At 71.0% G+C, this 25,484-nt stretch carries 27 protein-coding genes; 18 read left to right on the top strand and 9 right to left on the bottom strand.

Annotated features, from left to right (window positions below):
• Positions 1 to 30: 30 nt before the first annotated feature.
• Both VA596_RS08415 and VA596_RS08410 read right to left on the bottom strand, forming a co-directional pair.
• Entirely contained in the window at positions 31 to 954 is a 924-nt protein-coding gene (locus VA596_RS08415; RefSeq protein ID WP_323324751.1) for a serine hydrolase domain-containing protein, read from the bottom strand.
• Positions 955 to 994: 40 nt separating this feature from the next.
• Positions 995 to 2,134 (bottom strand): glycerophosphodiester phosphodiesterase, encoded by a 1,140-nt coding sequence (locus VA596_RS08410; protein WP_323324750.1) that lies wholly within the window; start codon positions 2,132 to 2,134, stop codon positions 995 to 997.
• A 167-nt stretch (positions 2,135 to 2,301) separates the two neighbouring features.
• Here VA596_RS08410 and purD point away from each other — a divergent pair, with 167 nt between their 5' ends.
• The 9 genes from purD (at position 2,302) to VA596_RS08365 (ending at position 10,159) form a co-directional block, all read left to right on the top strand.
• The gene (gene purD / locus VA596_RS08405) at positions 2,302 to 3,576 is read left to right on the top strand and encodes a phosphoribosylamine--glycine ligase (protein WP_323324749.1); all 1,275 of its coding nucleotides are present in this window, start codon (positions 2,302 to 2,304) and stop codon (positions 3,574 to 3,576) included.
• A gap of 163 nt (positions 3,577 to 3,739) precedes the next feature.
• Positions 3,740 to 4,081, top strand: a complete 342-nt coding sequence (locus tag VA596_RS08400; RefSeq protein ID WP_323325719.1) for a hypothetical protein — start codon at positions 3,740 to 3,742, stop codon at positions 4,079 to 4,081.
• A 25-nt stretch (positions 4,082 to 4,106) separates the two neighbouring features.
• Complete coding sequence (locus VA596_RS08395) at positions 4,107 to 4,673, top strand: DUF3558 domain-containing protein (protein WP_323325717.1); 567 nt, start codon at positions 4,107 to 4,109, stop codon at positions 4,671 to 4,673.
• Positions 4,674 to 4,682: 9 nt separating this feature from the next.
• Positions 4,683 to 6,317: a hypothetical protein gene (locus VA596_RS08390; protein ID WP_323324748.1), complete on the top strand. Its 1,635-nt coding sequence runs from the start codon at positions 4,683 to 4,685 to the stop codon at positions 6,315 to 6,317.
• A complete protein-coding gene (locus VA596_RS08385) occupies positions 6,307 to 7,080 on the top strand; it encodes an ESX secretion-associated protein EspG (RefSeq protein ID WP_323324747.1) in 774 nt (257 codons plus the stop codon). The genes VA596_RS08390 and VA596_RS08385 overlap by 11 nt, the downstream gene beginning before the upstream one ends.
• A 134-nt stretch (positions 7,081 to 7,214) precedes the next feature.
• Positions 7,215 to 7,526, top strand: a complete 312-nt coding sequence (locus tag VA596_RS08380) for a hypothetical protein (protein ID WP_323324746.1) — start codon at positions 7,215 to 7,217, stop codon at positions 7,524 to 7,526.
• A gap of 71 nt (positions 7,527 to 7,597) precedes the next feature.
• Entirely contained in the window at positions 7,598 to 8,680 is a 1,083-nt protein-coding gene (locus VA596_RS08375; RefSeq protein ID WP_323324745.1) for a transglycosylase SLT domain-containing protein, read from the top strand.
• A gap of 15 nt (positions 8,681 to 8,695) precedes the next feature.
• Positions 8,696 to 9,868 (top strand): pyridoxal phosphate-dependent aminotransferase, encoded by a 1,173-nt coding sequence (locus VA596_RS08370; RefSeq protein ID WP_323324744.1) that lies wholly within the window; start codon positions 8,696 to 8,698, stop codon positions 9,866 to 9,868.
• A 102-nt stretch (positions 9,869 to 9,970) separates the two neighbouring features.
• Positions 9,971 to 10,159 (top strand): hypothetical protein, encoded by a 189-nt coding sequence (locus tag VA596_RS08365; protein ID WP_323324743.1) that lies wholly within the window; start codon positions 9,971 to 9,973, stop codon positions 10,157 to 10,159.
• A gap of 21 nt (positions 10,160 to 10,180) precedes the next feature.
• On the opposite strand, the gene VA596_RS08360 is transcribed toward VA596_RS08365, so the two are convergent.
• Together VA596_RS08360 and VA596_RS08355 are read right to left on the bottom strand one after the other, a co-directional pair.
• Positions 10,181 to 10,759 carry an HAD family hydrolase gene (locus VA596_RS08360; protein WP_323324742.1) on the bottom strand — a complete coding sequence of 193 codons (579 nt, stop codon included), beginning with the start codon at positions 10,757 to 10,759 and terminating at the stop codon, positions 10,181 to 10,183.
• The gene (locus tag VA596_RS08355; protein ID WP_323324741.1) at positions 10,756 to 11,775 is read right to left on the bottom strand and encodes a threonine aldolase family protein; all 1,020 of its coding nucleotides are present in this window, start codon (positions 11,773 to 11,775) and stop codon (positions 10,756 to 10,758) included. The genes VA596_RS08360 and VA596_RS08355 overlap by 4 nt, the downstream gene beginning before the upstream one ends.
• Positions 11,776 to 11,910: 135 nt before the next feature.
• Here VA596_RS08355 and VA596_RS08350 point away from each other — a divergent pair, with 135 nt between their 5' ends.
• The 3 genes from VA596_RS08350 to VA596_RS08340 are packed head-to-tail and all read left to right on the top strand — an operon-like array spanning position 11,911 to position 13,748.
• Entirely contained in the window at positions 11,911 to 12,420 is a 510-nt protein-coding gene (locus VA596_RS08350) for a SigE family RNA polymerase sigma factor (RefSeq protein WP_323324740.1), read from the top strand.
• Positions 12,413 to 13,117, top strand: a complete 705-nt coding sequence (locus VA596_RS08345; protein WP_323324739.1) for a hypothetical protein — start codon at positions 12,413 to 12,415, stop codon at positions 13,115 to 13,117. The genes VA596_RS08350 and VA596_RS08345 overlap by 8 nt, the downstream gene beginning before the upstream one ends.
• A 34-nt stretch (positions 13,118 to 13,151) precedes the next feature.
• Entirely contained in the window at positions 13,152 to 13,748 is a 597-nt protein-coding gene (locus VA596_RS08340) for a TetR/AcrR family transcriptional regulator (RefSeq protein WP_323324738.1), read from the top strand.
• A 4-nt stretch (positions 13,749 to 13,752) separates the two neighbouring features.
• Here VA596_RS08340 and VA596_RS08335 read toward each other — a convergent pair whose 3' ends face one another.
• Entirely contained in the window at positions 13,753 to 14,454 is a 702-nt protein-coding gene (locus VA596_RS08335; RefSeq protein WP_323324737.1) for a FadR/GntR family transcriptional regulator, read from the bottom strand.
• Between the two features lie 154 nt (positions 14,455 to 14,608).
• Here VA596_RS08335 and VA596_RS08330 point away from each other — a divergent pair, with 154 nt between their 5' ends.
• From VA596_RS08330 to VA596_RS08315, 4 genes are read left to right on the top strand one after another with little or no spacing between them, the layout of a single operon-like run.
• Positions 14,609 to 15,907 (top strand): ABC transporter substrate-binding protein, encoded by a 1,299-nt coding sequence (locus VA596_RS08330; RefSeq protein WP_323324736.1) that lies wholly within the window; start codon positions 14,609 to 14,611, stop codon positions 15,905 to 15,907.
• 1 nt (position 15,908) lies between these two features.
• Positions 15,909 to 16,826 (top strand): carbohydrate ABC transporter permease, encoded by a 918-nt coding sequence (locus tag VA596_RS08325; RefSeq protein ID WP_323324735.1) that lies wholly within the window; start codon positions 15,909 to 15,911, stop codon positions 16,824 to 16,826.
• On the top strand, positions 16,823 to 17,644 hold the full coding sequence (locus tag VA596_RS08320) for a carbohydrate ABC transporter permease (RefSeq protein ID WP_323324734.1): 822 nt from the start codon (positions 16,823 to 16,825) through the stop codon (positions 17,642 to 17,644). The genes VA596_RS08325 and VA596_RS08320 overlap by 4 nt, the downstream gene beginning before the upstream one ends.
• The gene (locus VA596_RS08315; RefSeq protein ID WP_323324733.1) at positions 17,641 to 19,674 is read left to right on the top strand and encodes an alpha-galactosidase; all 2,034 of its coding nucleotides are present in this window, start codon (positions 17,641 to 17,643) and stop codon (positions 19,672 to 19,674) included. Before VA596_RS08320 ends, VA596_RS08315 begins: the two co-directional genes overlap by 4 nt.
• 20 nt (positions 19,675 to 19,694) lie before the next feature.
• On the opposite strand, the gene VA596_RS08310 is transcribed toward VA596_RS08315, so the two are convergent.
• From VA596_RS08310 to VA596_RS08295, 4 genes are all read right to left on the bottom strand, one after another.
• On the bottom strand, positions 19,695 to 19,889 hold the full coding sequence (locus VA596_RS08310; protein ID WP_323324732.1) for a hypothetical protein: 195 nt from the start codon (positions 19,887 to 19,889) through the stop codon (positions 19,695 to 19,697).
• A 206-nt stretch (positions 19,890 to 20,095) separates the two neighbouring features.
• The gene (locus VA596_RS08305; protein WP_323324731.1) at positions 20,096 to 21,094 is read right to left on the bottom strand and encodes a lactonase family protein; all 999 of its coding nucleotides are present in this window, start codon (positions 21,092 to 21,094) and stop codon (positions 20,096 to 20,098) included.
• Entirely contained in the window at positions 21,087 to 21,704 is a 618-nt protein-coding gene (locus tag VA596_RS08300; RefSeq protein WP_323324730.1) for a bifunctional 4-hydroxy-2-oxoglutarate aldolase/2-dehydro-3-deoxy-phosphogluconate aldolase, read from the bottom strand. Before VA596_RS08300 ends, VA596_RS08305 begins: the two co-directional genes overlap by 8 nt.
• Entirely contained in the window at positions 21,701 to 22,609 is a 909-nt protein-coding gene (locus VA596_RS08295) for a sugar kinase (protein WP_323324729.1), read from the bottom strand. Before VA596_RS08295 ends, VA596_RS08300 begins: the two co-directional genes overlap by 4 nt.
• Positions 22,610 to 22,731: 122 nt before the next feature.
• Here VA596_RS08295 and VA596_RS08290 point away from each other — a divergent pair, with 122 nt between their 5' ends.
• Together VA596_RS08290 and VA596_RS08285 are read left to right on the top strand one after the other, a co-directional pair.
• Positions 22,732 to 24,780 (top strand): hypothetical protein, encoded by a 2,049-nt coding sequence (locus tag VA596_RS08290; RefSeq protein WP_323324728.1) that lies wholly within the window; start codon positions 22,732 to 22,734, stop codon positions 24,778 to 24,780.
• Positions 24,781 to 24,794: 14 nt separating this feature from the next.
• Positions 24,795 to 25,478, top strand: coding sequence for an SDR family NAD(P)-dependent oxidoreductase (locus tag VA596_RS08285; RefSeq protein WP_323324727.1), 684 nt, complete (start codon positions 24,795 to 24,797; stop codon positions 25,476 to 25,478).
• The last annotated feature ends 6 nt before the right edge of the window (positions 25,479 to 25,484 follow it).

Here is a 25,484-nt window from a genome sequence, read left to right as displayed (position 1 = left end):
GCCGAAGTTAGCCCTGGTGGGTGAGGGGTGTCAAGGCTTCGTCAAGAACTCGTCCAGCTGCCTGAGCAGCGGCCCGCCGCCGCGGTGGTCGTTCGAGATCAGCGTCGCGGTGACGCCGTCGGCGTGTGTGCTCCGGAACGTGACGCCGTAGTCGCCGCCTTCGAGCCGGACGCCGCCGGGCCATGGCAGCCAGAAGCCGAGGCCGTACCGGTCCGCGTGCGGGCGCAGCATCCGGCCGACCCACTCGCGCGGCACGATCCGGCCCTCGAGGAACGCGGGCCAGAACCTCCGGATGTCCGGCGCGGTGCTGTAGATCCCGCCGTCGCCATGGCCGACCACCGGCAGGCTGAACACGTTGGTACGGCCGTCTTCCAGGTAGCCGGTGGCGGTCCGGCCGGGCAGGGCGTCCGAACGGAGGAACGCCGTGTCGGTCATCCCGGCGGGCTCGCAGACGCGCTCGTGGACGAGGTCGTGAAAAGGTCTTCCCGCGATCCGTTCGGCGATCAGGGCCAAGACGGCGAACGCGCCGTTGTTGTACCGGAACTCCGTGCCGGGCAAGGATCTCTGCGGGAACCCGTCGAGCGCGGCGAGGTAGTCGGCGGACGTGGCGAGCAGGGGTTGCAGCGGCGGGTCCGCCTCTTCGTCGCAGTAGTCGCCGATGCCGGAGGTGTGCGTCAGCAGGTGCTCGACGGTCACGGCGTCGTCGATCAACGGCAGGTCGCCGCCGAGGACGTCCCGCGCCCGGGTGTCGAGGGTCAGCCGTCCCTCGGCGATCAGCCCGACGACGACCAGCGCGGTGAACCCCTTGGTACCGCTGGCGATCGCGAACCGGGTGCCGACGGTGTTCTCGACGCCGTAGCCGCGGTGCGCGAACCCGCGCGCCTCGGACACCAGGATCTCGTCGCCGCGGGTCACGAGCACGACGCCGGAAAAACCCGTGAGGGGCACCTTCATGGACGAAGAGTCCCTGAAGGTGCCCCTCACGGCAAAGCGATTAGCGACCCAGGAACGCGTGCAGCGACTCGAGGGCGGTGTCGGCCTGGTCGGCGAAGAAGCCGTCGACGCCCGCCTTGAGGAACGCCGCCTCTTCGGTGAACACGTCACCGTAGGCGTCCGGCTCCGCCGAGGAGCGCAGGTTGGCCGGCAGGAACGGGTTCTCGTTGCGGAAGGTGTACGGCTGCACCTTCAGGCCCGCCTTGTGCGCGTCCGCGACGATCGAGGACGGCTTGGTCAGGTTGCCGGCCGCGTCCAGCGGGATGATCTGCGCCTTGTCCGGCCCGAGGTACTTCGCGTACTTCGCGACCTCACGCAGCCCGGACGCCGTCACGAGGTCCGCGTACGTCCGCTTGTCGCCGCTCGCGACGAAGTCCGCCGGGGCGCCGCTCGCCGACGTCAGCTGCAGCAGCGGCGTCCGCACCTGCTTGTGCAACGCGATCAGGTTCGACACCTCGAACGACTGGATGATCGCCGGCGCGTCCGGGCGGTCGAGGCCGTTCTTCTTGAGGGCCGAAACCAGCTTCGGCTCGACCGGGTTGCCGATCGACTGGAAGAACGTCGAGTGCTTGACCTCGGGGTAGGTGCCCAGCGTCCGGTGCAGTTCCTTGCCGAGCCGCTTGGTCAGGTCGAGCACCTCCTGGAAGGAGGCGATCTGGTACCGGCCGTTGTACAGCGTGTTGTGCGGCCGGTTGGCCGGGATCCGCTCGACCGCGCGCAGCGTCTTCAGCTCGGCCAGCGTGAAGTCCTGGGTGAACCAGCCGGTCGTCGAGACGCCGTCGATCACCAGGGTCTTCTTGCGGTTCGCGAACTCCGGGTGCTTCGCGACGTCGGTGGTGCCGCCGATCTCCGGCTCGTGCCGGGCGACGAGCTGGCCGTCCTTCGTCGGGACGAGGTCGACGTCGACCCAGCTCACGCCCATCCGGTAGGCGAGCTCGTACGAGGCGAGGGTGTGCTCCGGGCGGTACCCGGGCGCGCCGCGGTGTCCGATGATCACCGGGTCATCGTGGCCCCGCCCGTGCGCGGCCGCATCGGCGGACCCCTCGCTCTCGGCCGCGTTCGCCGAGCCGATCGCGAATCCGGTGACGCTCAGCAACGCCAGTCCGGCGAGTGCCAGGACGCCGACACGTTTGCGCTTCATCTGGTGACCTCTTTTCACAGGGTGTGCCCTGACTACCCGCGCCACCCTCGCCGCCGCAAGCATCCGAAGTGCGTATCCGGGCGAAAGCGGCGGTAAACGGCACGTGGACACCCGTTCCGGGGACGGCGAAATGTCCGGCGCGAAGCCGTCCGGATACGCTGTGCGGCGTGCGCGTACTGGTAATCGGCTCCGGCGCCCGTGAGCACGCTCTCGTCCTCGCGGCGTCCGGCGACCCCGCCGTCACCGCCATGGCCTGCGCGCCCGGCAACGCCGGGACGGCCGCGATGGCCGAGCAGCTCGGCGTCGACGCCGCCGATCCCGAAGCGGTCGCGACGCTGGCCAAGAGCTGGCACGCCGACCTGGTGGTGATCGGGCCCGAGGTCCCGCTCGTCGCCGGGGTCGCCGACGCCGTCCGCAAGGCGGGCATCGCCTGCTTCGGCCCGTCGGCCGCGGCGGCCCGCATCGAAGGCTCCAAGGCGTTCGCGAAGGACGTCATGGCCGCGGCGAACGTGCCGACCGCGCGCAGCGAGGTGGTCGACAACCCGGCCCGCCTCGACGCCGCGCTCTCGCGCTTCGGCCCGACCTGGGTGGTGAAGGACGACGGTCTCGCCGCGGGCAAGGGCGTCGTCGTCACGACCGACTACGACGTCGCGCGCAAGCACGCCATCATGCTGCTCGACGGCGGCCACCCCGTCCTCCTGGAGTCCTTTTTGGACGGTCCGGAGGCGTCGCTCTTCTGCTTCGTGGACGGCCACACCGTCGTGCCGCTGCTGCCGGCGCAGGACTTCAAGCGCGTCGGCGACGACGACGCCGGCCCGAACACCGGCGGCATGGGCGCGTACGCCCCGCTGCCCTGGGCGCCCGAGAACCTGGTCGACGAGCTGGTGGAGCGGGTCGTCCAGCCGGTCGCCGACGAGCTGGTCGCGCGCGACGCGTCGTTCTCCGGCCTGCTCTACGCCGGGCTCGCGCTGACTTCCGAAGGCCCGCAGGTCATCGAGTTCAACTGCCGCTTCGGCGACCCGGAGACCCAGGTCGTGCTGGCCCTGCTGCGCACGCCGATCGCCGGGCTGATGCAGGCCACCGCCACCGGCAAGCTCGCCGAGCACCCGCCGCTGGAGTGGGCGGGCGGCGCCGCGGTCACCGTCGTGATCGCCGCCGACGGCTACCCCGGCAAGCCGCGCACCGGTGACGTCATCACCGGCGGCGAGATCGACGGCGTGCTGCACGCGGGCACCCGCCGCCGTGACGACGGCGCGGTCGTCTCCTCCGGCGGCCGGGTCCTCTCGGTCGTCGGCACCGGCAAGACGCTCAAGTCGGCGCGCAAGCACGCGTACGAAACCGTGGAGAAGGTGCACCTCGCGGGCTCGCACCACCGCACGGACATCGCGCTCAAGGCGGCGAACGGCGAGGTCAGCGCCCCGGTGGCGCAGCAGAACGCGTGATCTGACGCCTCGGGGGAACCGGCGGGCGACGAACTTCGTCCAAACTCAGGCCGCTGCTACATCCTGGTTGGTAGCCTCAACGGGAGTCGGCCGGTCACCGTCGGTATCACGTCAGGGGAGAGCATTGTCAGGACCCTCGTACGACCTCAGCACGGCCGTCCCGGTGGCGCCGGCGGCCGCGGACGTCCTGGTCCACCCGGACAAGCTCCTCGACGTCGCCCGGATCGTCGAAGAGCAGGCCAACGGCCTCGAAGACCAGCTGCTGACCCGCCTCGGCCTGCTGCGGATCGACGCCCCGTCCGCGGACGTGATCAGCACCCAGTCGATCGACGCGTGGAACGCGCTGATCGCCGACGGCGACCGCTCCTACGCCGGCCAGGTCCGCGAGTACGTCGCCGGCCTGAAGCGCCTGGTGTCGCAGCTGCGTGAGGCCGCGAAGGACTACAACGTCAGCGAAGACGAGAAGGCGGCGGTGTTCGGTGACCGCGGCAAGCACGGTGCGTAACCGGACCTTGCGGATCACCGGGGGCGTGCTCGCGACGGCGGCGCTCGCCGGCTGCTCGGCGGGCACCGAAGGCACCCCCTACCCGGTCGAGACGGCCGCGACCGCGGCGTCGCAGAGCGCCAAGGCGGCCCAGCTGCCGCAACGGCCGGCCGAACTGCCGCTGCAGAACGTCGACCTGTGCGACGTGCTGCCTCAGGTGCAGCTCGACGCCTTGAAGATCACCAGCGTCCCCCGCGAGGCACCGGAACCGGACGGGCCGGTCTGCGTCCTCGACGCGGACGGCGCCGAGCCGATGCACTCCTACCACGTGGGGGCCGTGGCGGCGGACCTCGACCAGTGGATCACCGGCGCCCGCAAGAAGAACAGCATGACCACCGAGCCGAAGAACATCGGCGGTTACCCGGCGCTGACGAACTACCGCGCGGCCGGCGACCCGGCCGACTGCGAGACGCTCGTCGGCGTCGCGAAGGGTCAGACGCTGACCGTCCAGACTTTCGCCATCACCCGCGGCAAGCTCACCCAGCCGCAGCTGTGCGAGATGTCGGTGCACGCCGCCGACCTGGCGCTGCAGTCCTTGAAGTCACGCAACTAGGGAGGGCGCGTGGAATTCTCCGAGCTCGCGGCCGGGATCCAGAACCACCGGTTCGACGGCTGGACCAACACCGCGATCGCCGACCAGATCACGCGGATGATCAACGGCGACGGCACCGGCAGCATCGGCACCGCCGTCGACGCGCTGAAGGGCGTGGCGACGGCGCTCGCCCACACCGACCAGACCCTGCGGGCCCAGCTGCTCAAGCTCGGCGTCGAGTGGCAGAGCCAGGCGGGCGGCGCGGCCAGCCAGGTGCTCACCGAGCAGGCCGGGTTCTCCCAGGACGCCACCACGAAGGTCGCGCACGCGGCGGAGATGGTCTTCGCGCAGGGCGAGGCGTTCAACCGCACCAAGTACAAGCTCCCGGACGCCGAAACGGTCCGGAAGGGCGCGGGCGGCTACAGCCTCACCGACGGCGTGCTGCTGAGCCTCATCGGCTTCGAGACCGACCACGCGCGTCAGGTCGAGGCGGCGAACGACGCCAAGGCGCAGGCGACGCAGGCCCTGAACGAGTACGCGCAGGACAGCGGGACCAACCTGCTGTCGACGCAGTCGCTGTCGGACCCCGAGTCGCTGAAGCTGGCCGCTCCCGGCGTCACCCCCGGGGTGCTGGACGTCGCCGCCGCGTCCGTCGCGGTGACCCCGGACGGCAGCGTGCGGCCGGCCTCGGACAAGGTCCGGTCGGTGCACGTCGACCCGCCGGTGGTGCAGCCGGTGTCGCACACCGTCCACGCCGACCCGCCGACCCCGGTCTACGGCACCCCGGTGCAGCAACAGCCGTCGTCCCGGCCGCCGGCGCAGCCGCCGCGCCAGACCGGCGTGACCGCCCCGGCGGCGGCGAGCCAGGGCACCACACCCAGCTCCGCGACGGCGCCTTCGGGCGCGAAGCCGCCGACGTCACCCGGTCCCGGCTGGGTCACCGCGCCGGGCCGCGGCCCGTCCGGCGAGCCCGGCCGTCCCGGCGGGTTCAACCCGGGCCTGCCCGGTGGCGGCGGCGACCCGAACACCTTCGTCCCGCCCGGCGCCCCCGGCTCGTCCGGTGTACCCGGCGCCCCCGGCTCGCCCGGCCAGCTGCCCGGCGGCCCGGGCACCGGCTCGACGGCGACGTCGCCGATCAAGGGGCTCGGCGGCGGCGGCGCGTCCGGCGCCGGCGTGACCGGGCTCGAAGGCTCGGCCGCCGGCGCGAACCGCGGCGCGGACGGTGTGCTGGCCAAGGGCCGCACGGTCGGCGCCCTCCCGCAGGCCCCGGTCGCCCCCGGGCAGTACACCGCCGAGCGCAGCCTCACGGCGAAGCCGGGCGCGACCCCGGGCGACCTGGGAGCGGGCGCTGCGGCGGTCGGCGCGGGCGCGGCCGGTGGCGCGCTCGCCGGCGACAAGGACCGCGAGAAGCGCAGCCAGAGCCAGTCGAAGGGCCCGGTGCGGCCCCTGCCGGTCGGCGAGCTGCCCGAGGAAGAGGCGGCCGCGCTGCGGAAGTCGGAGCAGATCGGCGCGAAGCAGAAGGGCGAGGACCCGAGGTTCCTGTCGAAGGCGGCCCCGCAGGAGGAGGACGCCGAGCACGTCCGCCGCTTCGGCGTCGACGACAAGGACCTGTTCGCGGACCAGCGGATGGTCTCGCCCGACGTGATCGGTGACCATGACGCGTGACCACGGCAGCCTCGTGCTGTCCGCGCTGGAGTTCGACGTGCTCTGGGAGTCGCTCGAACTGCCCCGGCGGCACGTCGCGCTGGACGTGCCGAGCGCGGGAACCACCCGCACGGAACGTCTCGAGCTGGTCGAAGCGGCGTGGACGTCCTTGGCGGAGCGGCGCCTGGCCCGCAACCGCCGGGTGGCCGGCGAGGTGGCCGACATGCTGCACCTGCTGGCCCGCCCGCAGTTCGGCGTGGACGTGTGGGTGTGGGCCGAACGCGAGATCCGCGGCCGCGCGGTCAGCGTCCGCAGCCAGGCGGTGCTGGCGGTGGTCGACAGCGGCGAGGTGTGGCTGATCCCGGCGACCGAGGACGGCCTCCCGGAGGCGGCGGTCTCGGTGGCCGGCGATCTGGGCCCGGGCATCGGCCAGACGGTCAGCATCCCGTACGACACCCTGCGCGCGGCGGACGCGGCGGCGAAGGGCGACCCGAAGGCGCTGGTCACGGCGCTGGAGGATCAGGGCGTGGTGCTGTTCCAGGCCCAGGAGCTGTCCGGGATGCTGCTGGGCCAGGAGGCCCGCGGCCAGTTCGGCGCCGAGCGCACGAGCCGCGACGGCATCGCCCACCGCGGTCCCCGCGTCGTGGCGTTCTTCGACACGGACGCGGGCCGCTACCTGTTCCAGGTGGCCAAGGACCGCGACGGCCGCGAGTGGGCGACGGTCACGCCGTCGGACAACGTCCTGCTGGCGACCCGGATCCGCGAGCTGATGGCGGAGGCCTGAGGCCCCGCCGGGTGGAACTTGGCGGAGATCGGTACGCAGAGTGCGCGGGAAGTCATAAAGTATGCGGGGAACCGTCCTGCTCATGACGACGTCTGATCGGGCGGACACCAGTTTTCCGAAGGGGATGACGAACCGTGCCTGTCTACGACACCGACTCGATGGCCATCGCGGCCGGCCAGGTGGAGAAGCTGAAGGACGAGTTCGAGAAGTCCAAGCAGAAGGTCACCGGCTTGGACCACGAGAAGGAAAGCCCCTTCGGCGGAATGGACGACAAGGGCGACGCGCACGGCGCGGTCGGCAAGTTCAAGGACGGCGTGCACAGCCAGTTCGACGCCGCGGGCAAGCACATGGAGGCGCTGGGGTTCGCCATGCGCAGGGCCGCCGGCCTGATCGCCGAAACCGACGAGGTCGGGGCGAGCGACCTGAAGCTGCACGTCGACAAGTGAACTGAGCAGGGGGCACGAGAGTGGCATTGAACGGGGTCGGCGCCGGGACACCGGACAATTGGGACGCCTTCATGAAGAAGGTCGATCAGGTCGAAAAGGTCAATCTGCAGAAAATCACCGACGCCGCGACGCAGTTCCGCGACGCCGGAAAGAACGCGGGTGACCACAACGCCTCGCTGAAGACCTCCACGGACTCCCTCGACGCGCAGGTGTGGGCCGGCCCGGCGGCGGACCAGTTCTTCACCTACGTCCGCCAGGTCCGCGACGCCGGCACCAAGGTGCAGACCCACCTCGAGGACGTCGCCAAGGATCTCGACGACCTGCAGCAGAACCTCGCGCAGATCAAGAAGACCGTCCAGGACAAGCAGCTGGCCGCGGAAAAGGCCGTCAACGACCGCAACACCCAGGCCGAGTCCGCCATGAACACGGCGCTGGCCGCGGCCAAGAAGGCCGTCGAGGACGGCAAGCCCGGCCCGAGCCCCACCGCCGCGGAGATCCTGGCCACGGCGAAGACCGACATCCACACCATCACCGCGGGCTACGACGGTGACGTGGCCGGGCTGCAGACCCAGGCCGACACCGCGATCAAGGCGTCGCAGACCCTGATGTCCCAGCAGATCGAAGGCGGTTACGACCAGGTGCCGCTGCCGGCCAGCTCGGCCGCGGCCCCCAAGAGCACCGGCGGCATCCACTCCAACGGCGCGTCCCACGGCGGCGGCGGCGGTGGCGGTGGAGGCGGCGGCGGTGGCGGTGGCGGCCTCGGGCCCAGCGGCGGCCCGCCTGCTTCACCGCCCCCGGGCAACGTCCAGCAGTGGATCCAGGAGGCCATCAAGGCCCTCCAGGCCGCGGGCGTCCCGGTGACGGACGCCGACATCCCCAACATCTGGGCGATCATCCAGCACGAGTCCGGCGGCAATCCGAACGCGATCAACAACTGGGATTCGAACGCGGCCGCGGGGCACCCGTCCAAGGGGCTCATGCAGTGCATCGACTCGACGTTCAACGCGCACAAGCTGCCCGGCCACGACAACATCTACAACCCGGTCGACAACATCATCGCCGGGGTGAAGTACTCGATCGACCGCTACGGCGGCCTCGGGAACGTGCCCGGCATCAAGGCCATGGCCCACGGCGGTGCCTACCAGGGGTACTAGAACTAGCCTGGCCGCATGGCCGACCTCGAGGCGGGTCCCGCGCTGCGGGCCGGTGTGCCGCCCTTCCACGTCATGGACGTCCTTTCCGCGGCGGGCGCGCGGCAGCGCAGCCACGGTGACCTCGTGTCGCTCGCCGCCGGGCAGCCGTCCGCGCCCGCGCCGAAGCCCGTCCTCGAAGCCGCCCAAAAAGCGCTCCAGAACCACACCCTCGGCTACACCGAGCAGCTGGGCGTCCCGGAGTTGCGGGACGCCGTCGCGGGGCACTACCAGCGGAAGTACGGCCTCGACGTCACCGCGCAGGACGTCGTCATGACGACCGGGTCGTCTGGTGGGTTCCTGCTGGCCTTCCTCAGCGCGTTCGACCCCGGCGCCCGGGTCGCGATGGCCCGGCCCGGCTACCCGGCCTACCGCAACCTGCTGTCCGTGCTCGGCTGCGAGGTCGTCGAGTTCGCGACCGGCGCCGACACGAACTTCCAGCCCACCGTCGCGCTGCTCGACGAGCTCGGGCCGATCGACGGCCTGATCGTCGCCAGCCCCAGCAACCCGACCGGCACCGTGCTGCCGCCCGGGGAGCTGGCCGCGATCACCGGCTGGTGCGCGTCACACGGCGTCCAGCTGGTCAGCGACGAGATCTACCACGGCATCTCCTACGGCGCCGAACTCGACTGCGCGTGGCAGTACGGCCGCGAGCCGATGGTGCTCGGCAGCTTCTCGAAGTACTTCGCGATGACCGGCTGGCGGCTCGGCTGGATGCTCGTGCCCCAGCGCCTGCACCGCGCGGTCGACGTCCTGACCGGCAACTTCACCATCTGCCCGCCCGCCGTCTCGCAGTACGCGGCGATCGCCGCCTTCACGCCCGAGGCGTACGCCGAGGCCGACGCGCACGTCGAGCACTACCGCGCCAACCGCGACCGGCTCTTCACCGGCCTGAAGGGCATCGGCCTCGACAAGCTCGCCCCCGCCGACGGCGCCTTCTACGCCTACGCCGACGTCAGCGCCCACACCGAGGACAGCCTGAGCTGGTGCCAGCGGCTGCTCGCCGACACCGGCCTGGCCATCACCCCGGGCATCGACTTCGACCCGGTCGACGGCGGCAAGTACGTGCGCTTCTCCTTCGCCGGGAGCGCCGCCGACATCGACGAGGGCGTCCGCCGCCTGGGGGCCTGGCTGGGCCAGGGGGAACCCTGATTCATCCCTGAACGTTGCTCCGACGAGGGGAGTTTCACCGGCCGAAGTGGCACGCTTGAGTCACCAGGCCGGAGGGGCCACGGGAACACATCGGAGGAAGCCATGTTCTGGAAGATCGTCGGCGGCCTGATCGTCGCCTGGGTGGCGTTCATGGTGCTGGGCGCCGTGATCGGCTTCGTGTTCAAGGCCGTCCTGTGGATCGCCATCATCGGCGGCATCGCCTTCCTGGGCGCGGCCGGCTACCGCGCCATCAGCGGCAAGAAGGACTCCAAGCAGATCAACCGCTACTGAGCGAGCCGGCGGCCCGGGGGCTCAGCCGAGCCACGCCCGGGCCGCGTCGGCGCCGTTCCACAGGCGGGCCTGGAGCCCGACCGCGTTCGCGCCGTCCACATTGGACTGCCGGTCGTCGAAGAACAGGCAGTCGCCGGGCTTCGCCTCGAGCTGTTCGAGCAGCAGCTCGAAGATCTTCGCGTCCGGCTTGACGCACCGGACGTCGCCCGAGAAGAGCGTCACCTTGAACAGCCGCGCCCAGTCCTGGGCGCGGACCCATTCGCCGAACACCGACGGCGCGTTCGAGAGCAGGGCCAGCGAAGCGCCCGCCTCGGCCAGCGCCTCGAGCAGGTCCTTCGACGACGGTTCGAGGTGGCTCCAGCCCTCGACGTCGATCCGGGTCAGCTCGTCGGAGAGCGCCTCGTCGACCGGGGCGTCCAGCGTGTCGCCGACGGCCTGCCAGTACTCCAGCGGAGTGCTGCCGGCGTCGTACGGAATCCGCAGGTCCCAGTAGGCCCGCTCGAACTCCGGCAGTTGCACGCCCAGCTTGGCGGCCATTTCCGGGCGGGCCGCGCTCGGCTTGCTGAGCACGTCGCCGTAGTCGAAGACGATCCAGTTCATCGTTTCCCCATCCGGTGCAGAGCTTCGTCGACGTCGGCCGTGCTCAGGTCCCGGTGCGTGACGAACCGGACCTTGCCCGCCATCGGCACCGCGCGGATCCCCAGCGAGTCGAGCCAGGCCAGCGCCGTCGGCACGTCGGGCACCTCGGCCAGCACGATGTTCGTGTCCGGCGTGTTCGCCGACCAGCCGTACTCGCGCAGGCCTTCGGCCAGCCGCCGGGCGTTCTCGTGCGACTCGGCCAGGTCGGGGACGCGGTCCAGGGCCACCAGGCAGGCCGCGGCGAGGACGCCGCCCTGCCGGACGCCGCCGCCGAGCATCTGCCGCATCCGGCGGGCCCGTTCGACGAACTCCTTGCTGCCCGCCACGACCGAGCCGACCGGCGCGCCGAGGCCCTTGCTGAAGCAGGCCGACACGCTGTCGACGCCGACGGTCAGCGCGGCCGGCGGCACCTCGAGGGCCACCGCGGCCTGCCAGAGCCGGGCGCCGTCGAGGTGCACGGTCAGCCCGGCGTCCTTCGCGACGGACAGCAGCTGGGCGTGCTCGTCGGGCGGGGTCACCGCGCCGCCCGCCGCGTTGTGCGTGTTCTCGAGGCAGAGCAGAGATGTCCGTAATGTGAAGTACGGCCCGGGTTGTCCGATCGCCGCCTTGAGGGCGTCCGGCGAAGGGCGGCCCGGGCCGCCGTCGTGCTCCAGGGCCTCCGGCATGCCGCCGGCCAGCCACGCGGCCGAGCCCAGCTCGTTGCTCAGCACGTGCGCGCCGCGCGTGGCGAGGAACCGGTCGCCGCGGCTCAGGTGCAGGCTCAGCGCGATCAGGTTGGCCATCGTCCCGCTCGGCGTCCACAGGGCGGCCGGCATGCCCAGGACGTGCGCGGCCCGCTCCTCCAGCGCCGCGATCGTCGGGTCGTGCTCCAGCACGTTGTCCCCGACTTCGGCGGAGGCCATCGCCGCGCGCATCGTGTCGTCCGGTTGGGTGACGGTGTCGGAACGGAAGTCCAGCGGCGGCAGCGTGAAGGTCACGGAGTGATCACATCACACCGACCGGACGGGGATCAATGAGCCCTCGGGTGGTCGAACCCGGGTGGTCCGTGCAACCGTGGACGCCCCTGATTCCGTCCTACCCACCGACGACGACAGAGCGGAGCACGACAGCGCGTGGATCAGCGCGACGAGCAGGAGTTCGCGGAGTACTTCGCCGCCAGGCGGGACGCCGTGCGCCGGACCGCGTACATGCTCTGCGGTGACTGGCACCGGGCGGACGACCTCGCGCAGACGGCGTTCGTCGCGCTGCACCGGAGGTGGAAGAAGATCAGGGATCGCGCGGCGACCGACGCGTACGTGCGCAAGACGCTCGTGCGCGCGTCGATCGACGAATCGCGGCGTCCGTGGCGGCGCGAATGGCAGACCGAGACGCTGCCGGAACGGGCCGACGACGGCCCCGGCCTCGACGACCTCGTGGCGACCAGGGAAGACCTGCTCGCGGCGTTGAAGGAAGTGCCGCCCAAGCAGCGGGCGGTGCTGGTCATGCGGTTCTTCGAAGGACTGGACGTGACCGGCGCGGCGCAGGCGCTGGGCTGCAGCGAAGGCAACGTGAAGAGCCAGACCGCCCGCGGGCTGGCGAACCTCAGGCAGGTACTGGAACGGGAGGTGGAGACCAATGGATGAGCAGGAGCTGCGTTCGCTGTTCTCCGCCGCGCCCGGAGACGAGCCGTCGGCGGGCTTCACGCAGGAGGACGTCGTCCGCGAGTCCCGCCGCCAGACCCTGCGGCGCCGGAACCGGATCACCGCCGGCGTCAGCGCGGCGGCCCTGGTGGTCGTCGGCTTCGGAGCTTACGGACTGCTCTCCGGGGGTACTCCCGGGTTGACCTCGGCGAAGGACAACGCCGCCGTGTCGGCGCAGTCCGGGCAACCCGGCCTCGGCCCGGCACGTCCTCAAGTCGGCGGGGAGTCACCGAACTTCTCCTCCACGCCGCCCCAGCAGGGGGGCAGCGGGGACGGGAAGACCGGCCAGCTGGCCGAAGGCGCCTCCGGGTGCGAACAGGTGGACGGGGAGCTCGCCATCGCCCTCGCTGGCGAGCTCCCCGGCCACGTCGCCGCGGCCCAGGCGTCCCCGGGCAGCGCCTGTACGACGGCGTCGCGGTCCGCGGGGTTCCCGGTTCCGGGCGGCGAGGTCGCCGCGGCGGTGTACCCGAAGGGCATCCCGGTGGCCTTCAAGTCCCAGCCGGCCGGCACGGTGACGGCCCAGGTGGCCACGACCTCCGGTGGCACGCTTGTGCTGGTGAGCGTCCCCGGCGCGGAGAACGCGGCCCCCTACGCGGGTGACGTCGACCGGTTCGCGCGCGAACTCGCGCCCCGCTTCTGAGCCGGGCCGGACCCGGTTGGCAGAATCAACGGTCATGACCGCTGCGGCCACGCCCAAGGGGGAACGACGGCGCGCCGCGCTCGTCGAAGCCGCCGCGAAGCTGCTCGTCGAGGGCGGCTTCGACGCCGTGCGGCACCGCGCGGTCGCCGAGCGGGCCGAGCTGCCGCTCGCGTCCACGACGTACTACTTCGACTCGCTGGAAGACCTGGTGGCCGCGGCCGTCGAGCACCACGGCAACGCCGAGCTGGCGACCGGCCGCCGCCGGCTGGAGGAGCTCGCGACCCGCAACCGCGGGGTCCAGGCGATGGTGGAGCTGGTCCTCGACATGCTGCTCGGCCCGGAGAGCGGCGACGAGGAAGCGGACGCCGAGGCGGTGCTCCTGCGTTACGAGCGCCTGGTCGCCACCGGCCGCCGCCCGTACCTGCGCCCGCTCATGCGGACGCTGTCCGTCCAGCTCAACGAGCTGCTGACGGAGATCTTCGCGCGCTCGGGCACCCCGGTGACCGAGGCCGAGCTGGAGAAGCTGGTCGCGCTGGTCGACGGTGCGGTCGTCAACGCGCTGATCGCCGTCGACCCGGCGCCGCGCGCCGCGGCGGCCCGGATGCTCCAGGCCGCCCTCGACGGCTCGTGACCGCTCACGGCTTCTTGCGCTGAGCCTTCGCCAGGTCGTCACGGGACTTGGTGACCAGCGCCAGCATCGCCTGCTCGGCCGCGACGGGGTCCTGGGCGATGATCGCGTCCAGTACCTTCCGGTGGGACGGCACCGGGTCCTCCGCCGCCGAAGCGCCGTGCACGAGCTTGTCGCGCTCGGCCAGCCCGATCGCGATCACGCGCTCCATCCGCATCAGGAAGTTGTTGTGGGTGGCGGCCATCAGCCGCCGGTGGAAGGCCAGGTCGGCCTGGACGCTGGCCTCGGCGTCGGTCGCCGCGGCCATGTCGGACAGCGCCTCGCGCAGTGAGTCCAGGTCCTCGTCCGACGCCCGTTCGGCGGCGATGCGCGCCGCCGCGGGTTCGACGACCGTGCGGACCTCCGTCAGCTCGTCGAGCAGGCCCGGGTCGTCGGCGGCCGCGGTCTGCCAGCGCATGACGTCGGCGTCGAGCATGTTCCACTTCTCGCGCGGCTGGACGAACGTGCCGCGCTTCTGCCGCGCGTCGATCATTCCCTTGGCGGCCAGCACTTTCAGGGCCTCACGCAGGGCCGTGAGGCTGATGTCGAGCTCTTCGCGCAGCGCCGGCAGGTCGAGGACGGTGCCCTCGCCCCACTCGTCGGAGAGGATCCGGCTGGCCAGTGCCTCCACGGTCTGGCCGTGCAGCCCGCGTGGCCGGTGTTCGGTCAATGGAGGGCCCTCTCAGCTGGCGGCGGTCGTGCTGCGAGCATCCTACGCCGTCCACTAAGTCGTCATAAATTATGAATACATCTTGACAGCGACGTCGCCCGGTTGCACTCTTTGGCAGCAGTCACGCCAGTGCACATGACAAAGGGGTCACGACATGACGAGTGCAGGCCTGTCCCGCCGTCGTTTCCTGCGCAACGCGAGCTTGGCCGGCCTGGGCGCGATCGGGTCCGGCAGCTTTTTGGCCGCCTGCGCCACTTCCGCGTCCAACGGCCCGGTCAAGCAGGCCGCCGGCGCGGTCACCGTCCAGTCGAACCTCTCCTCGCCCGAGGCGAAGAAGGCGATCGAGGCGCTGGCCAACGCGTTCAGCGCGAAGGGCGGCACGAAGGCGACGGTCAACACCGTCGCGTCCGAGACCTTCCGCACCCAGCTGCCCAGCTACCTCACCGCGGCCAACCCGCCGGACACCTTCACGTGGTACCCGGGTTCGCTGCTGTCCGGGTACGCGCGCAAGGGCCTGCTGCTCGACGTCGGCGACGTCTGGCAGACCATGGGCAACTACAGCGCGGCCTTCCGCACCCTCTCCGGCGACGGCGCCGGGCACCAGGTCTTCGTCCCGACGTCCTACTACTGGTGGGGCTTCTTCTACCGCAAGTCGAACTTCGCGAAGTGGGGCGTGCGGCCGCCGACGAACTGGAGCGAGTTCCTCGCCCTGTGCGAAACCCTGAAGGGCAAGGGCATCGCGCCGATCGGCATGGGCGCGGGCGGCACCACGCCGTGGACCGCGTCGGCCTGGTTCGACTACCTGAACATCCGGATCAACGGCGCGCCGTTCCACCGCGAGCTGCTGGCCGGCAAGCAGCGCTTCGACGACCCGCGCGTCAAGAAGATCTTCGACCCGTGGCGCCAGGCGCTGCCCTACACCGACCCGAACGGCACCGCGATCGCGTTCCAGGACGCCACGACCGTGCTGCTCCAGGGCCGTACCGGGATGATCCTGACCGGCACGTTCTTCGCCGACGCCGCCCCGAAGGACGCCCTGGACGACCTCGACTTCTTCCAGTTCCCGATCCTCGACCCGGCCGTGCCGGTCGCCGAGGAGGGCCCGACCGACGGCTTCTTCGCCAGCGCGCGCACCCCGCACGTCGCCGAGGTCAAGGAGTGGTTCAAGTACGTCGCGACGGCCGAGGCGCAGGAGCTCTACATCAAGAACTCCTCCGGCACGGTCCTGCCGACCAACCCGGACGCGAAGGACAACGGCACGCCGCTGGTCCAAAAGGGACGGAAGCTGCTCACCGACGCCAAGGAGATCACGCAGTTCTTCAACCGCGACTCCTCCGACGCGCTGCAGCCGACGGCCGACGCGGCGCTGATCCGGTTCATCCAGAAGCCGAACGAGCTCGACTCGATCCTGGCCGACTGGCAGACCGCCGCGCAGAAGGTCTGGCAGTCCTGAGATGGCGGTGCTGACCGCGGAACGACCCAAGACGGCCGCGCGGGCGCCGAAACGTCGTCGCCGGATCTCACCCGTGCTGCTGGCGTTCGTCCTGGTGCCCCTCGTGGTCGAGGGGTTCTGGGTGTTCTGGCCGGCGTTGCAGGGGTTCTACCTGTCGCTGACGAACTGGGACGGCGTCTCGGCGCCCGAGTTCGTCGGCCTCGGGAACTTCGCCGAAATGTTCTCCGACGACATCTTCGGCACCGCCGCGTTCGACACGGTGATCTGGATCGTGCTCTTCGGCGGCCTCTCGGCCGTCGGCGGGCTCGCGCTGGCCACGCTGTTGCAACGCGAACGCAAGGGCGTCGGCTTCTACCGTGCCGCGTTGTTCACGCCGGTGGTGTTCTCGCTGGTCGCGACGTCGCTGATCTGGCAGGTGATCTACCAGCCGGACGGCGTGTTCAACAAGGTTCTCGGCGCGATCGGGCTCGGCAGCTGGCAGCACGCCTGGCTCGCCGACCCGAAGACCGCGCTGTACGCGGTGCTCGTCCCGGCGCTGTGGCGGCAGCTCGGGTACGTCATGGTGCTGTACCTGGCCGGGCTCAAGGGCATCGACCCGGCGCTGTACGAAGCGGCCAAACTGGACGGTGCCACAGCGTGGCAGCAGTTCCGCAACGTCACCTGGCCGCAGCTGCGCAGCGTCAACTCCGTGGTCCTGTCGGTGATCATCATCGACTCGCTGCGGTCGTTCGACGTCGTCTGGTCGATGACCAAGGGCGGGCCGTACCACTCGTCCGAGCTGCTCAGCACGTACATGTACGCCACGGCGTTCCAGTCGCTGCGGCTCGGGTACGCGTCGGCGCTGGCCGTCGTGATCTTCGTGCTGGCGTTCGGCGTGATCGTGACGTACCTCGTGCGCGCTTTCCGGGAGGACTCGTGAGGAGGACGCGGACGGCCGGGTTCCACCTGCTCGCGGGTGGCCTCTCGGTGCTGTGGCTGCTGCCGATCGCGCTGGTGCTGACGACCAGCGTCCGGACGTTCTCGGACATCGCGTCGAACGGACTCGGCGCGTTGCCCGCGTCGTTCTCCCTCGACGGCTTCGGCCAGGCGTGGGGCGAGGGCGGCGGCGGGCACGCGATGGTCAACAGCCTGATCGTCACGATCCCGACGGTGCTGCTGTCGCTGCTGCTCAGCGCGGCGGCGGCGTTCGCGCTCAGCCGGTACCGGATCCCGTTGCGGCGCACGATCATCCTGGTGATGCTGTCGGGAAACCTGCTGCCGCCGCAGATCCTGCTGGTGCCGGTGGCGAAGCTGTCGGAGCTGCTGGGGATCTACGACACGCTGACCGCGCTGATCATCGTACAGGTCGGGTTCGGCCTCGGGTTCTACACGTTCGTGCTGCAGGGGTTCATGCGGTCGATCCCGGACGAGATCCAGCAGGCGGCGCTGATCGACGGCGCCGGTGTCGTGCAGATCTTCGTGCGGATCATCCTGCCGATGACCCGCCCGGCGCTGGCCGCGCTCGGCGCGCTGGCGTTCACCTGGACGTTCAACGACCTGCTGTGGTCGATCACCGTGCTGCGCACCGGCACGGTGATGCCGGTGACGCCGGCGCTGCTCGGCCTGCAGGGGCAGTACGTGTCCAACTGGAACGTGATCGCGGCGGGCTCGGTCATCGCGGCCGTGCCGACGGTCGCGGTGTTCCTGCGGTTCCAGAAGCACTTCATCTCGGGCCTCGCGATCGGAGCGATCAAGTGACGTGGACCGTGCCGCTCGCGACCACGTCGTACACCGTGGCGCTGGATCCGTCTTCCCGATGGGCCGAGCTGGTGGCCTGGGGGCCGCACGGCGTCGAGGATGGGCCGTCGGTCTTCACGAACGCGGGAGACGTCCATTTCATCACCGAGGCCGACGCGGCGCCGGTGGAGTACGCGCCGCTGGGCCTGCGCCCGTTCTTCGGCGCGGACGTCGCCGTCCGGGGCGGTTCGTGGTGGCGGTTCGACTCTGCTTCTTCGGATGCGGATCTGCGGTTGACCTTTGTGGACGAACTCACCGGGTTGCGGGCGGTGCTCTGCTACCGGCCGGTGCCCGGCACCGACGTCCTGACGCGGTGGGCCGAGTTCTCGAACGACGGTTCGTCGACGCTGGAGTTCGACCGGCTGGGTTCGGCGGGCGTGTGCGTCCCGACGGTCGGTGGCGCCCGGCTGACCTACCTGACCGGGCAGTGGTCGCAGGAGTTCACGCGGCAGTCGGTGGTGCTGCCCGCGGGCGGGTTCCGGATGGAGAGCCGGTTCGGCGTCCCGGGGCACGCCCATGTGCCGTGGCTTGCGGTGCAGGACGCTGTCGGCGGTCCCGCTTACGGCGTCTCGTTGGAGTGGCCGGGATCCTGGGAGATCTCCGCGGATGTGGAGCCGTCCGGCCTGACGCGCATCCGAGCCGGGCGGCTGCCGTCTCCGGGTCCGGTCCTCCTGGAGCCCGGTGCCTCCCTGACGACTCCCGCGGTGGCCTTGGCGTCCAGTGTGGACGGTCTCTCGGGGCTGGCTTCGGTGTGGCACGACTACGACCGCGTGCTGGCCGGCTCGCGATGGCGACGCCCGCGTCCGGTGCTCTACAACTCCTGGGAAGCCACGGGCTTCGACGTCCGGAGCACGCACCAGCTGGATCTGGCCAAGCGCGCGGCCGACCTCGGCGTCGAGCTGTTCGTGGTGGACGATGGCTGGTTCACCGGCCGCGACGACGACACCGGCGGCCTGGGTGACTGGACGCCCGCGGAGTCTTCCTTCGGCGATTTCGTGGACAGCGTGCGTGAGCTGGGCCTGGAGTTCGGCCTGTGGGTGGAGCCGGAGGCGGTCAGCCCGAAGTCGCGGTTGTACGCTGAGCACCCGGACTGGGTCTACCGCATCGACGGCCGCCCGTTGACCTTGATCCGCAACCAGCTGCTGCTGGACCTGGGACGCCCTGAAGTGGTCTCCTTCGTGAAGTCCACTTTGGACGCACTGCTGGCGGCGTACCCGATCTCGTACCTGAAGTGGGACATGAACCGCCCGCCCACGGAACGCGGCCGCCCCGGTGCCCCTTTCGCGGACCTCGACGCGGAGCACGTCGCGGGCTACCTCGCGGTGCTGGACCACCTGCGCGCGCAGCACCCCCACGTGACGATCGAAGCGTGCGCGGGCGGCGGCGGCCGCACGGACCTGGCCACGGTCGCGCGCACGGACGTCGTCTGGCCGAGCGACAACACCGGTCCGCTGGACCGCCTGGCCATCCAGGACGGCTTCCTGCTGATGCACGCACCGCACCTGATGAGCTCCTGGGTGACGGACGCCCAGGGCGTCTTCGACCCACGCCCCAGGTCCCTGCGCTTCCGCTTCGTGACGGCGATGGCCGGGGTGCTGGGCATCGGCGCAGACCTGTCGCGCTGGACGTCCGCTCAGCACACGGAAGCGGCTTCGCTGGTCGCTCTCTACAAGTCGATCCGCCCAGTGATCCACCACGGCGTCGCCCAGGTCATTCACGGCCCCACTGAACCCACAGCGGCCAAGCAATACACCTCCGAGGACGGCAACACAGTGGTCGTCCTGGCGTGGAACACGGGCACCCTGACCGGCGCACCGCTGGTCCCAGGCCGTTCCTCCCGAGTCCGGCTGGACGTGGTCTCGGAAGCGTCCTATGTGGACTCAGCGGGAAACCACTACTCGGGAGCGCACTTGAAGCACGCGGGCCTCCCGTTCGACTGGACCGCAGACCACGACGCCGACGTGGTGATTCTCCGCCGAGAGCTGCGGTAGATGACCAGGCTGGCTTGTGGTCACAGCAGACCGGCTTGGTGAAGCTTCAGGAGCATGCCGGCAACACCCGGGGTAGCGCCGATCAGCAGCATCCGCAGGACGCGCACGGCTCGGTCGGCTCGGCGATGGTTGCGGTCGAGCACGGCGACCACGACGACGAACGAGATCAGCAGCAACACGTAGCCGGCCGCCGCCGCGATGAGCCACTCCCGCATCGCACACCTTCCTCACCTGAAAGATCAGGCGAGGGCACAACCTTCGGGGCCCGCTTCGCTTCATACCGCGCGTGGGCCGAAAAAGCAACGCCGAGGCGACAGAGCTCGGAAGTCCCGATTTACTATTTGACCTGCAGCTTTGTGCCGATTCAAGCTTATCTGGAGTTATCGCGAGGATGCAGGATTAGGGCGATACTGGACTAACCTCAGGGAAGTGAAACCGGCAGCACGAACGTCGGCGACCCGGTCGGATAGCGGCGCAGCTTCGACTCACCCGACGCCGTCAGCGTGAACGCCGTGATCGCGTCGTCCGACTGGGCCGCCACGTAGCAAGTGCCGTCCACCAGGGCGAAGTGGCGCGGGTTCGCGCCGCAGGGCTGGTCGGCGACCGCCAAGCCGTCGTCGAGGGCGAACTCCGTCACGCAGTCCGGGCCGCGGTTCGACACGTACATCCGCGAGCCCGCCAGCTCCAGGTGGGCCACCAGGTTCGGCGTCACCGACGACAGCGTCGAGGCGGTGGAAGACACCACGTCGAAAGCGCCCGGCGACGTCTCGCGGACCGTCACCACCGTTCCGGCCAGCTCGCCCACCACGTACGCCAGGTCGGTGCCGGGCCGCCGGACCAGCTGGCGCGGACCCGTGCCCGGCGGCAGGGAAGACACCGCGAGCAAGTCCAGGGAACCGTCGGACGACAGCGTGTAGCTGCGGATCTCGTCCGTGCCGAGGTCGACCGCGCTCACGATGCCGTCGCCGGGCACCGCCATGTGGACGTGCGCGGCCTCCTGCCGGTCCGCGGACGGGCCGCTGCCGGTGTGCTGGACCAAGGCCGTCCGAGAGACCAGGGCGCCCGAGGGGGACAGGGAGAACACCGCCAGGCTGCCGCCGGTGTAGTTGGCGCACAGCAGGAACCGGCCGTCCGGGGTCACCGCCAGGTGACACGGGTGCGCGCCACCCGTCTCCAACGTGCCCAGCACCGAAAGGGCCCCGGACGGAGAGACGGAAAGCGCCGTCACCTCACCCGAAGAGGTCTCGTTCGCCGCGTAGATCACCGGGAGCGACGGGTGCCGGGTCAACCACGACGGCGACTCCATCGGCAGCGAAGCGACCTCGGTCAAGTCGCCGGAAGACGATCGCGAGAACGTCGTGATCCCGGTGCCGTTCCCCGCGTCGCCGGTGTAGCACCCGACGAAGACCAGCTCAGCCATGCGCGCTCCTCAACAGCGTCTCGACGCGAGCGGAGATCTCCTCGGTGGTGCCGCGGGTCAGCGCCGAGCCGACCCCGCAGGCCACCGCGCCCGCCGCCAGCCAGCCTGGCACGTCGTCCGGGCCGATGCCGCCGGTGGGTACCAGCGGCGCCTGCGGCAGCGCCGCCCGCACGTCCGAGATCCACGACGGCGCCAGCGCTGACGCCGGGAACACCTTCACCGCGTCCGCGCCTTCCTCCAGCGCCCGCACGATCTCCGTCACCGAGCCCGCGCCCGGGAACGCCGCGACGCCGTACCGGTGAGCCGTGCGGATCACCCCGGCGTCCACCGACGGCGACACCAGGAACCGCGCACCCGCGCGGATCGCCAGTACCGCCGACGCCTCGTCGAGCACCGTGCCGGCGCCGATCGTCGCGTCCGGGTACGCCGCGGACAGCCCCGAGATCGCGTCCAGCGCACCCGGGTTGGTCAGGGGCAGCTCGATCGAGCGCAGCCCGCCTTCGAGCGCCGCGCGGGCCGCCGCAACCGCGGATTCCGCGTCGTGCGTCCGCACGATCCCGACGACGCCCTGGCGCAGCGCGTCCGCCGTGATCTCCCAGCGGTAGGTCATCGGTCCACCTCCGTACTGATCAGTGCCAGTTCTCTCTGGTCCGGCAGGCCTTCGAGGTCGGTCCGCGTGCCGACGACCCGGGCCGCGCAGGCCGCGCCCGCGCGCAGCGCTTCGGCCGGCGAAGCGCCCCGAAGCCACGCCGACAGGTAACCCGACGTCAGCGCGTCACCCGCTCCGACCGGGTCGACGACCCGCGTGACCAGGCTTTCCTGCTTCCACGAGCCCTCCGCCGTGACGGCCCGCGCGATCTTGTCCCGCTGCTTGACAACCACCGTCTGCGCCCGGCCCGCGAGCAGTGCTTCCGGCGACTGCCCCAGCAGCTCGAGCTCGTCCTCACCGGCGAAGACGAGGTCCGCCCTGGTCAGCAGCGGCCCGACGGTCTCGCGCCAGCGCTCCGGGCGGCCGAGCTTCAGCCGGACGTTCGGGTCGAAGGACACCCAAGCGCCCGAAGCGCGGGCAAGCGCGAAGAGTGCTTCGACGGCTTCGCGCGCGTCAGGCGAGAGCATCGCCGTGATGCCGGAGACGTGTACGAGCCGAGCACCGTCGAGACCTGCTTCGCGCACGTACGCGGCCGAGAGGGCCGAAGCGGCGGAGCCGCTTCGGTGGTACTCGACGGTCTCGGCGTCCCGGATCAAGAAGCCCGTGAAGCGCTGAGGATCGACTTCGACGCGTGAGACGTCGACGCCGTCCGCGCGCAGCGTCGCGAGCACGTGGGCGCCGGACGGATCGTCGCCGACGCGGCTCAGCCAGCGGACGCCGTGCCCGAGCCGGGCCAGGCCGACCGCGACGTTCGTCTCGGCGCCGGCGACCGACGAGGTGAAGGTGTGCGCACGTCGCAGGGCGACGCCGGGCTCGGCGAGCAGCAGCCGCATCGCCTCGCCGAGAGTGACGACTTCGGTGTTCATCGAGCAGAGCATAGCGCGTGAAATCTTAATTTAGGATTTATTCTTGACGGAGGATGAGACGCCCCGGCATGCTGCTCCCCGGCTAGCTGACGCTGTTTCATCGGAGAAGGGTGTCCAGCAACATGCTCCTGAAGAGATCCCTAGCGGTCGTAGCAGCGGCTGCCGCCGCGCTCACCGCGATCGCGATCCCCGCACAGGCAACACCGGCCGCGGACCAAGGCGCTCCCGACTACTACGACAGCGGGGTCGCCAAGACCCCGTACATGGGCTGGAACACCTACTACGGCCTGGGTGCGCCGAGCGAGGCGTCGGTCAAGTCCGTCGGGGACTTCCTCGTCACGAGCGGCCTGCGTGACGCCGGCTACCGCTACGTCTGGATCGACGGCGGCTGGACCGCGCCCGACCCGCGCGACAAGAGCGGCAACCTCCTCGCGGACCCGGCCAAGTTCCCGAGTGGACTGTCCACTTTGGTCAACTACCTGCACGCCCGCGGGCTCAAGGCCGGCATCTACACCGACGCGGGGGCGTCGGACGGCAAGAACTGCGCGGCCGGCTCCGGCGGCCACTACGAGCAGGACACCAAGCGCTTCGCGAGCTGGAAGTTCGACGCCGTCAAGGTCGACTTCCTCTGCGGCATCGCCCAGAACCTCAAGCCCGCCGACGCGTTCTCCCAGTTCAGCAAGGCCCTCGCCAAGGCGGGGCGGCCGATGGTGCTCAACGTCTGCAACCCGGTCACCGACGAGTGGGGCACCCCGCACGGACCGGACCAGGTCGCCGGCATCGCCTACAGCTACGGCCCGCTCGTCGCCGACTCGTGGCGCACCAGCACGGACATCGCGTTCGGCACGCCGTACGAGGGGATCTGGACCGACGTCCTGCGCAACATGGACGCCAACGCCGCGCACCCCGAGGCGAACGGGCCGGGGCACTACAACGACCCCGACTACCTGATCCCGATGCGCAAGACCGAGCAGGGCACCTACGAGCTGAACGAGGAGGAGTCGACCACCCAGTTCGTCATGTGGGCGGAGATGGCCTCCCCGCTGATCCTCGGCTCGGACCCGCGCACGCTGCCCGCGTCGATGATCAGCACGCTGAAGAACCCGGAGATCGTGGGCGTCAACCAGGACCGCCTCGGCATCCAGGGCGTCCGCGTCGCGACGAACGGCAGCACCGACACCTACAGCAAGGTCCTCTCCCGCGACGGCGACCGCGCGGTCGTCCTGCTCAACCGCGGTGAGACGCCGACGCAGATGACGCTGAACTTCGCCGACGCCGGGCTCAAGGGCCGGGTGTCCGTCCGCGACCTGCGCGCCCGCGCCGACCGGGGCAGCACGACCGGCTCGTACACGGTGACCGTGCCCGCGCACGGCACGGCGTTCCTGCGCCTGCACGGCACCGACCTCGTCCCCGGTGACGACCTCGGCGGCGACGCCTCCGCCAGCCCGGCGATCGTCCGCACCGGCGGCAAGACGGTGACGTTCTTCCGGGACCGCGACGGCTCCCTGCAGGTCAAGGGCCTCGACGGGCCGCGTCAGGTCGGGGGCAAGTTCCTCGGCCAGCCCGCCGCGGTCGCCGGTCCGAACGGCATCGACGTCTACGTCCGCGGCCTCGACAACGCGGCCTACCAGCGCACTTACGCGAAGGGCCGCTGGGGCGACTGGAAGCGGCTCGGCGGCACGCTCACCGATTCGCCGTCCGTCACCAGCGACGGCACGCTCTTCGCGCGCGGCGCCGACGGCCAGGTCTGGCAGCGGACCAGTGCCGGTCAGTGGTCCGGTCTCGGTGCGCCCGGCGGCAAGCCGATCTACGGCCGTCCCGGCGCGGCGACGTCCACGAGCGGCACGGTCGTCGCGGTCCGCACCGCCGACGACAGCGTCTGGACGCGCACGAGGACCGGCACCACGTGGTCGGACTGGACGGGCATCGGCGGCACGGTCAGCAGCAGCCCGACGCTCGTCGCCGTCGGCGCGAAGGTCGCGCTCACCGCGTCCGCGAGCGACTACTCACTGTGGGCCAACGAGTGGTCCGGCACCTGGGCGGGCTGGTTCAAACGGCCGGAGTACCCGAGCGGGAGCATCGTGGGAACCCTCGGCGCGGCATCCGACGGCGCGTCGTTGTGGTTCGCGGCCCGCGGGCCGGACGACCATGTGCACGTAGCGAAGTTCTAGGAACGGGAGAGGCGATGTCTGCGCGGACAGCGGTGGTGACCGGTGCGGCGTCCGGGATCGGGGCGGCAACGGCCCTGAAACTGCTCGACGACGGCTACCGCGTGCTCGGCGTGGACATCGCCGAACTCCCCGGCGGCGTCACCCCGGTCCGGGGCGACGTCACCGACGAGGCGACCTGGGCGGCCATCGGCGAGGTGGACGCCCTGGTCAGCAACGCCTACGTGCCCAGCGTCGGCCCGCTGCACGAGATCGACCGCACGCAGTGGCAGCGGCAGCTCGACGTCAACCTGACCGGCACGTACCTGGCCCTGAAGGCCTGCCTGCCCTCGCTGCGGGCCCGGGGCGGCGCGGTCGTGCTCGTCTCGTCGGTGCACGCGCACTTCGGCCTGCCGGGTCACCCCGCGTACGCCGCGAGCAAGGGCGCGCTGGTCGCGCTGGCCCGGCAGCTGGCCGTCGAATACGCCCCGGACGTGCGGGTCAACTCCGTGCTGCCGGGGCCGGTGCTGACCGAGGCCTGGAACCGCATCTCGCCCGAGGACCGCGAGCGCAGTGCCCGCGCGACGCCGGCCGGGCGGCTCGGCAAGCCGGAGGAGGTGGCGGACGTGATCGCCTTCCTGCTCTCGGACGCCGCGTCGTTCGTCACCGGGGCCGAGCTGACCGTCGACGGCGGCTGGTCGGCCGCCAAGGATTCCGCGTAGATGGGG

Origin of the sequence: Amycolatopsis heterodermiae (assembly GCF_034929455.1) — a bacterium.
GTDB classification, from domain to species: Bacteria; Actinomycetota; Actinomycetes; order Mycobacteriales; family Pseudonocardiaceae; genus Amycolatopsis; species Amycolatopsis heterodermiae.
This window is presented reverse-complemented; position numbering and strand designations above follow the sequence as displayed.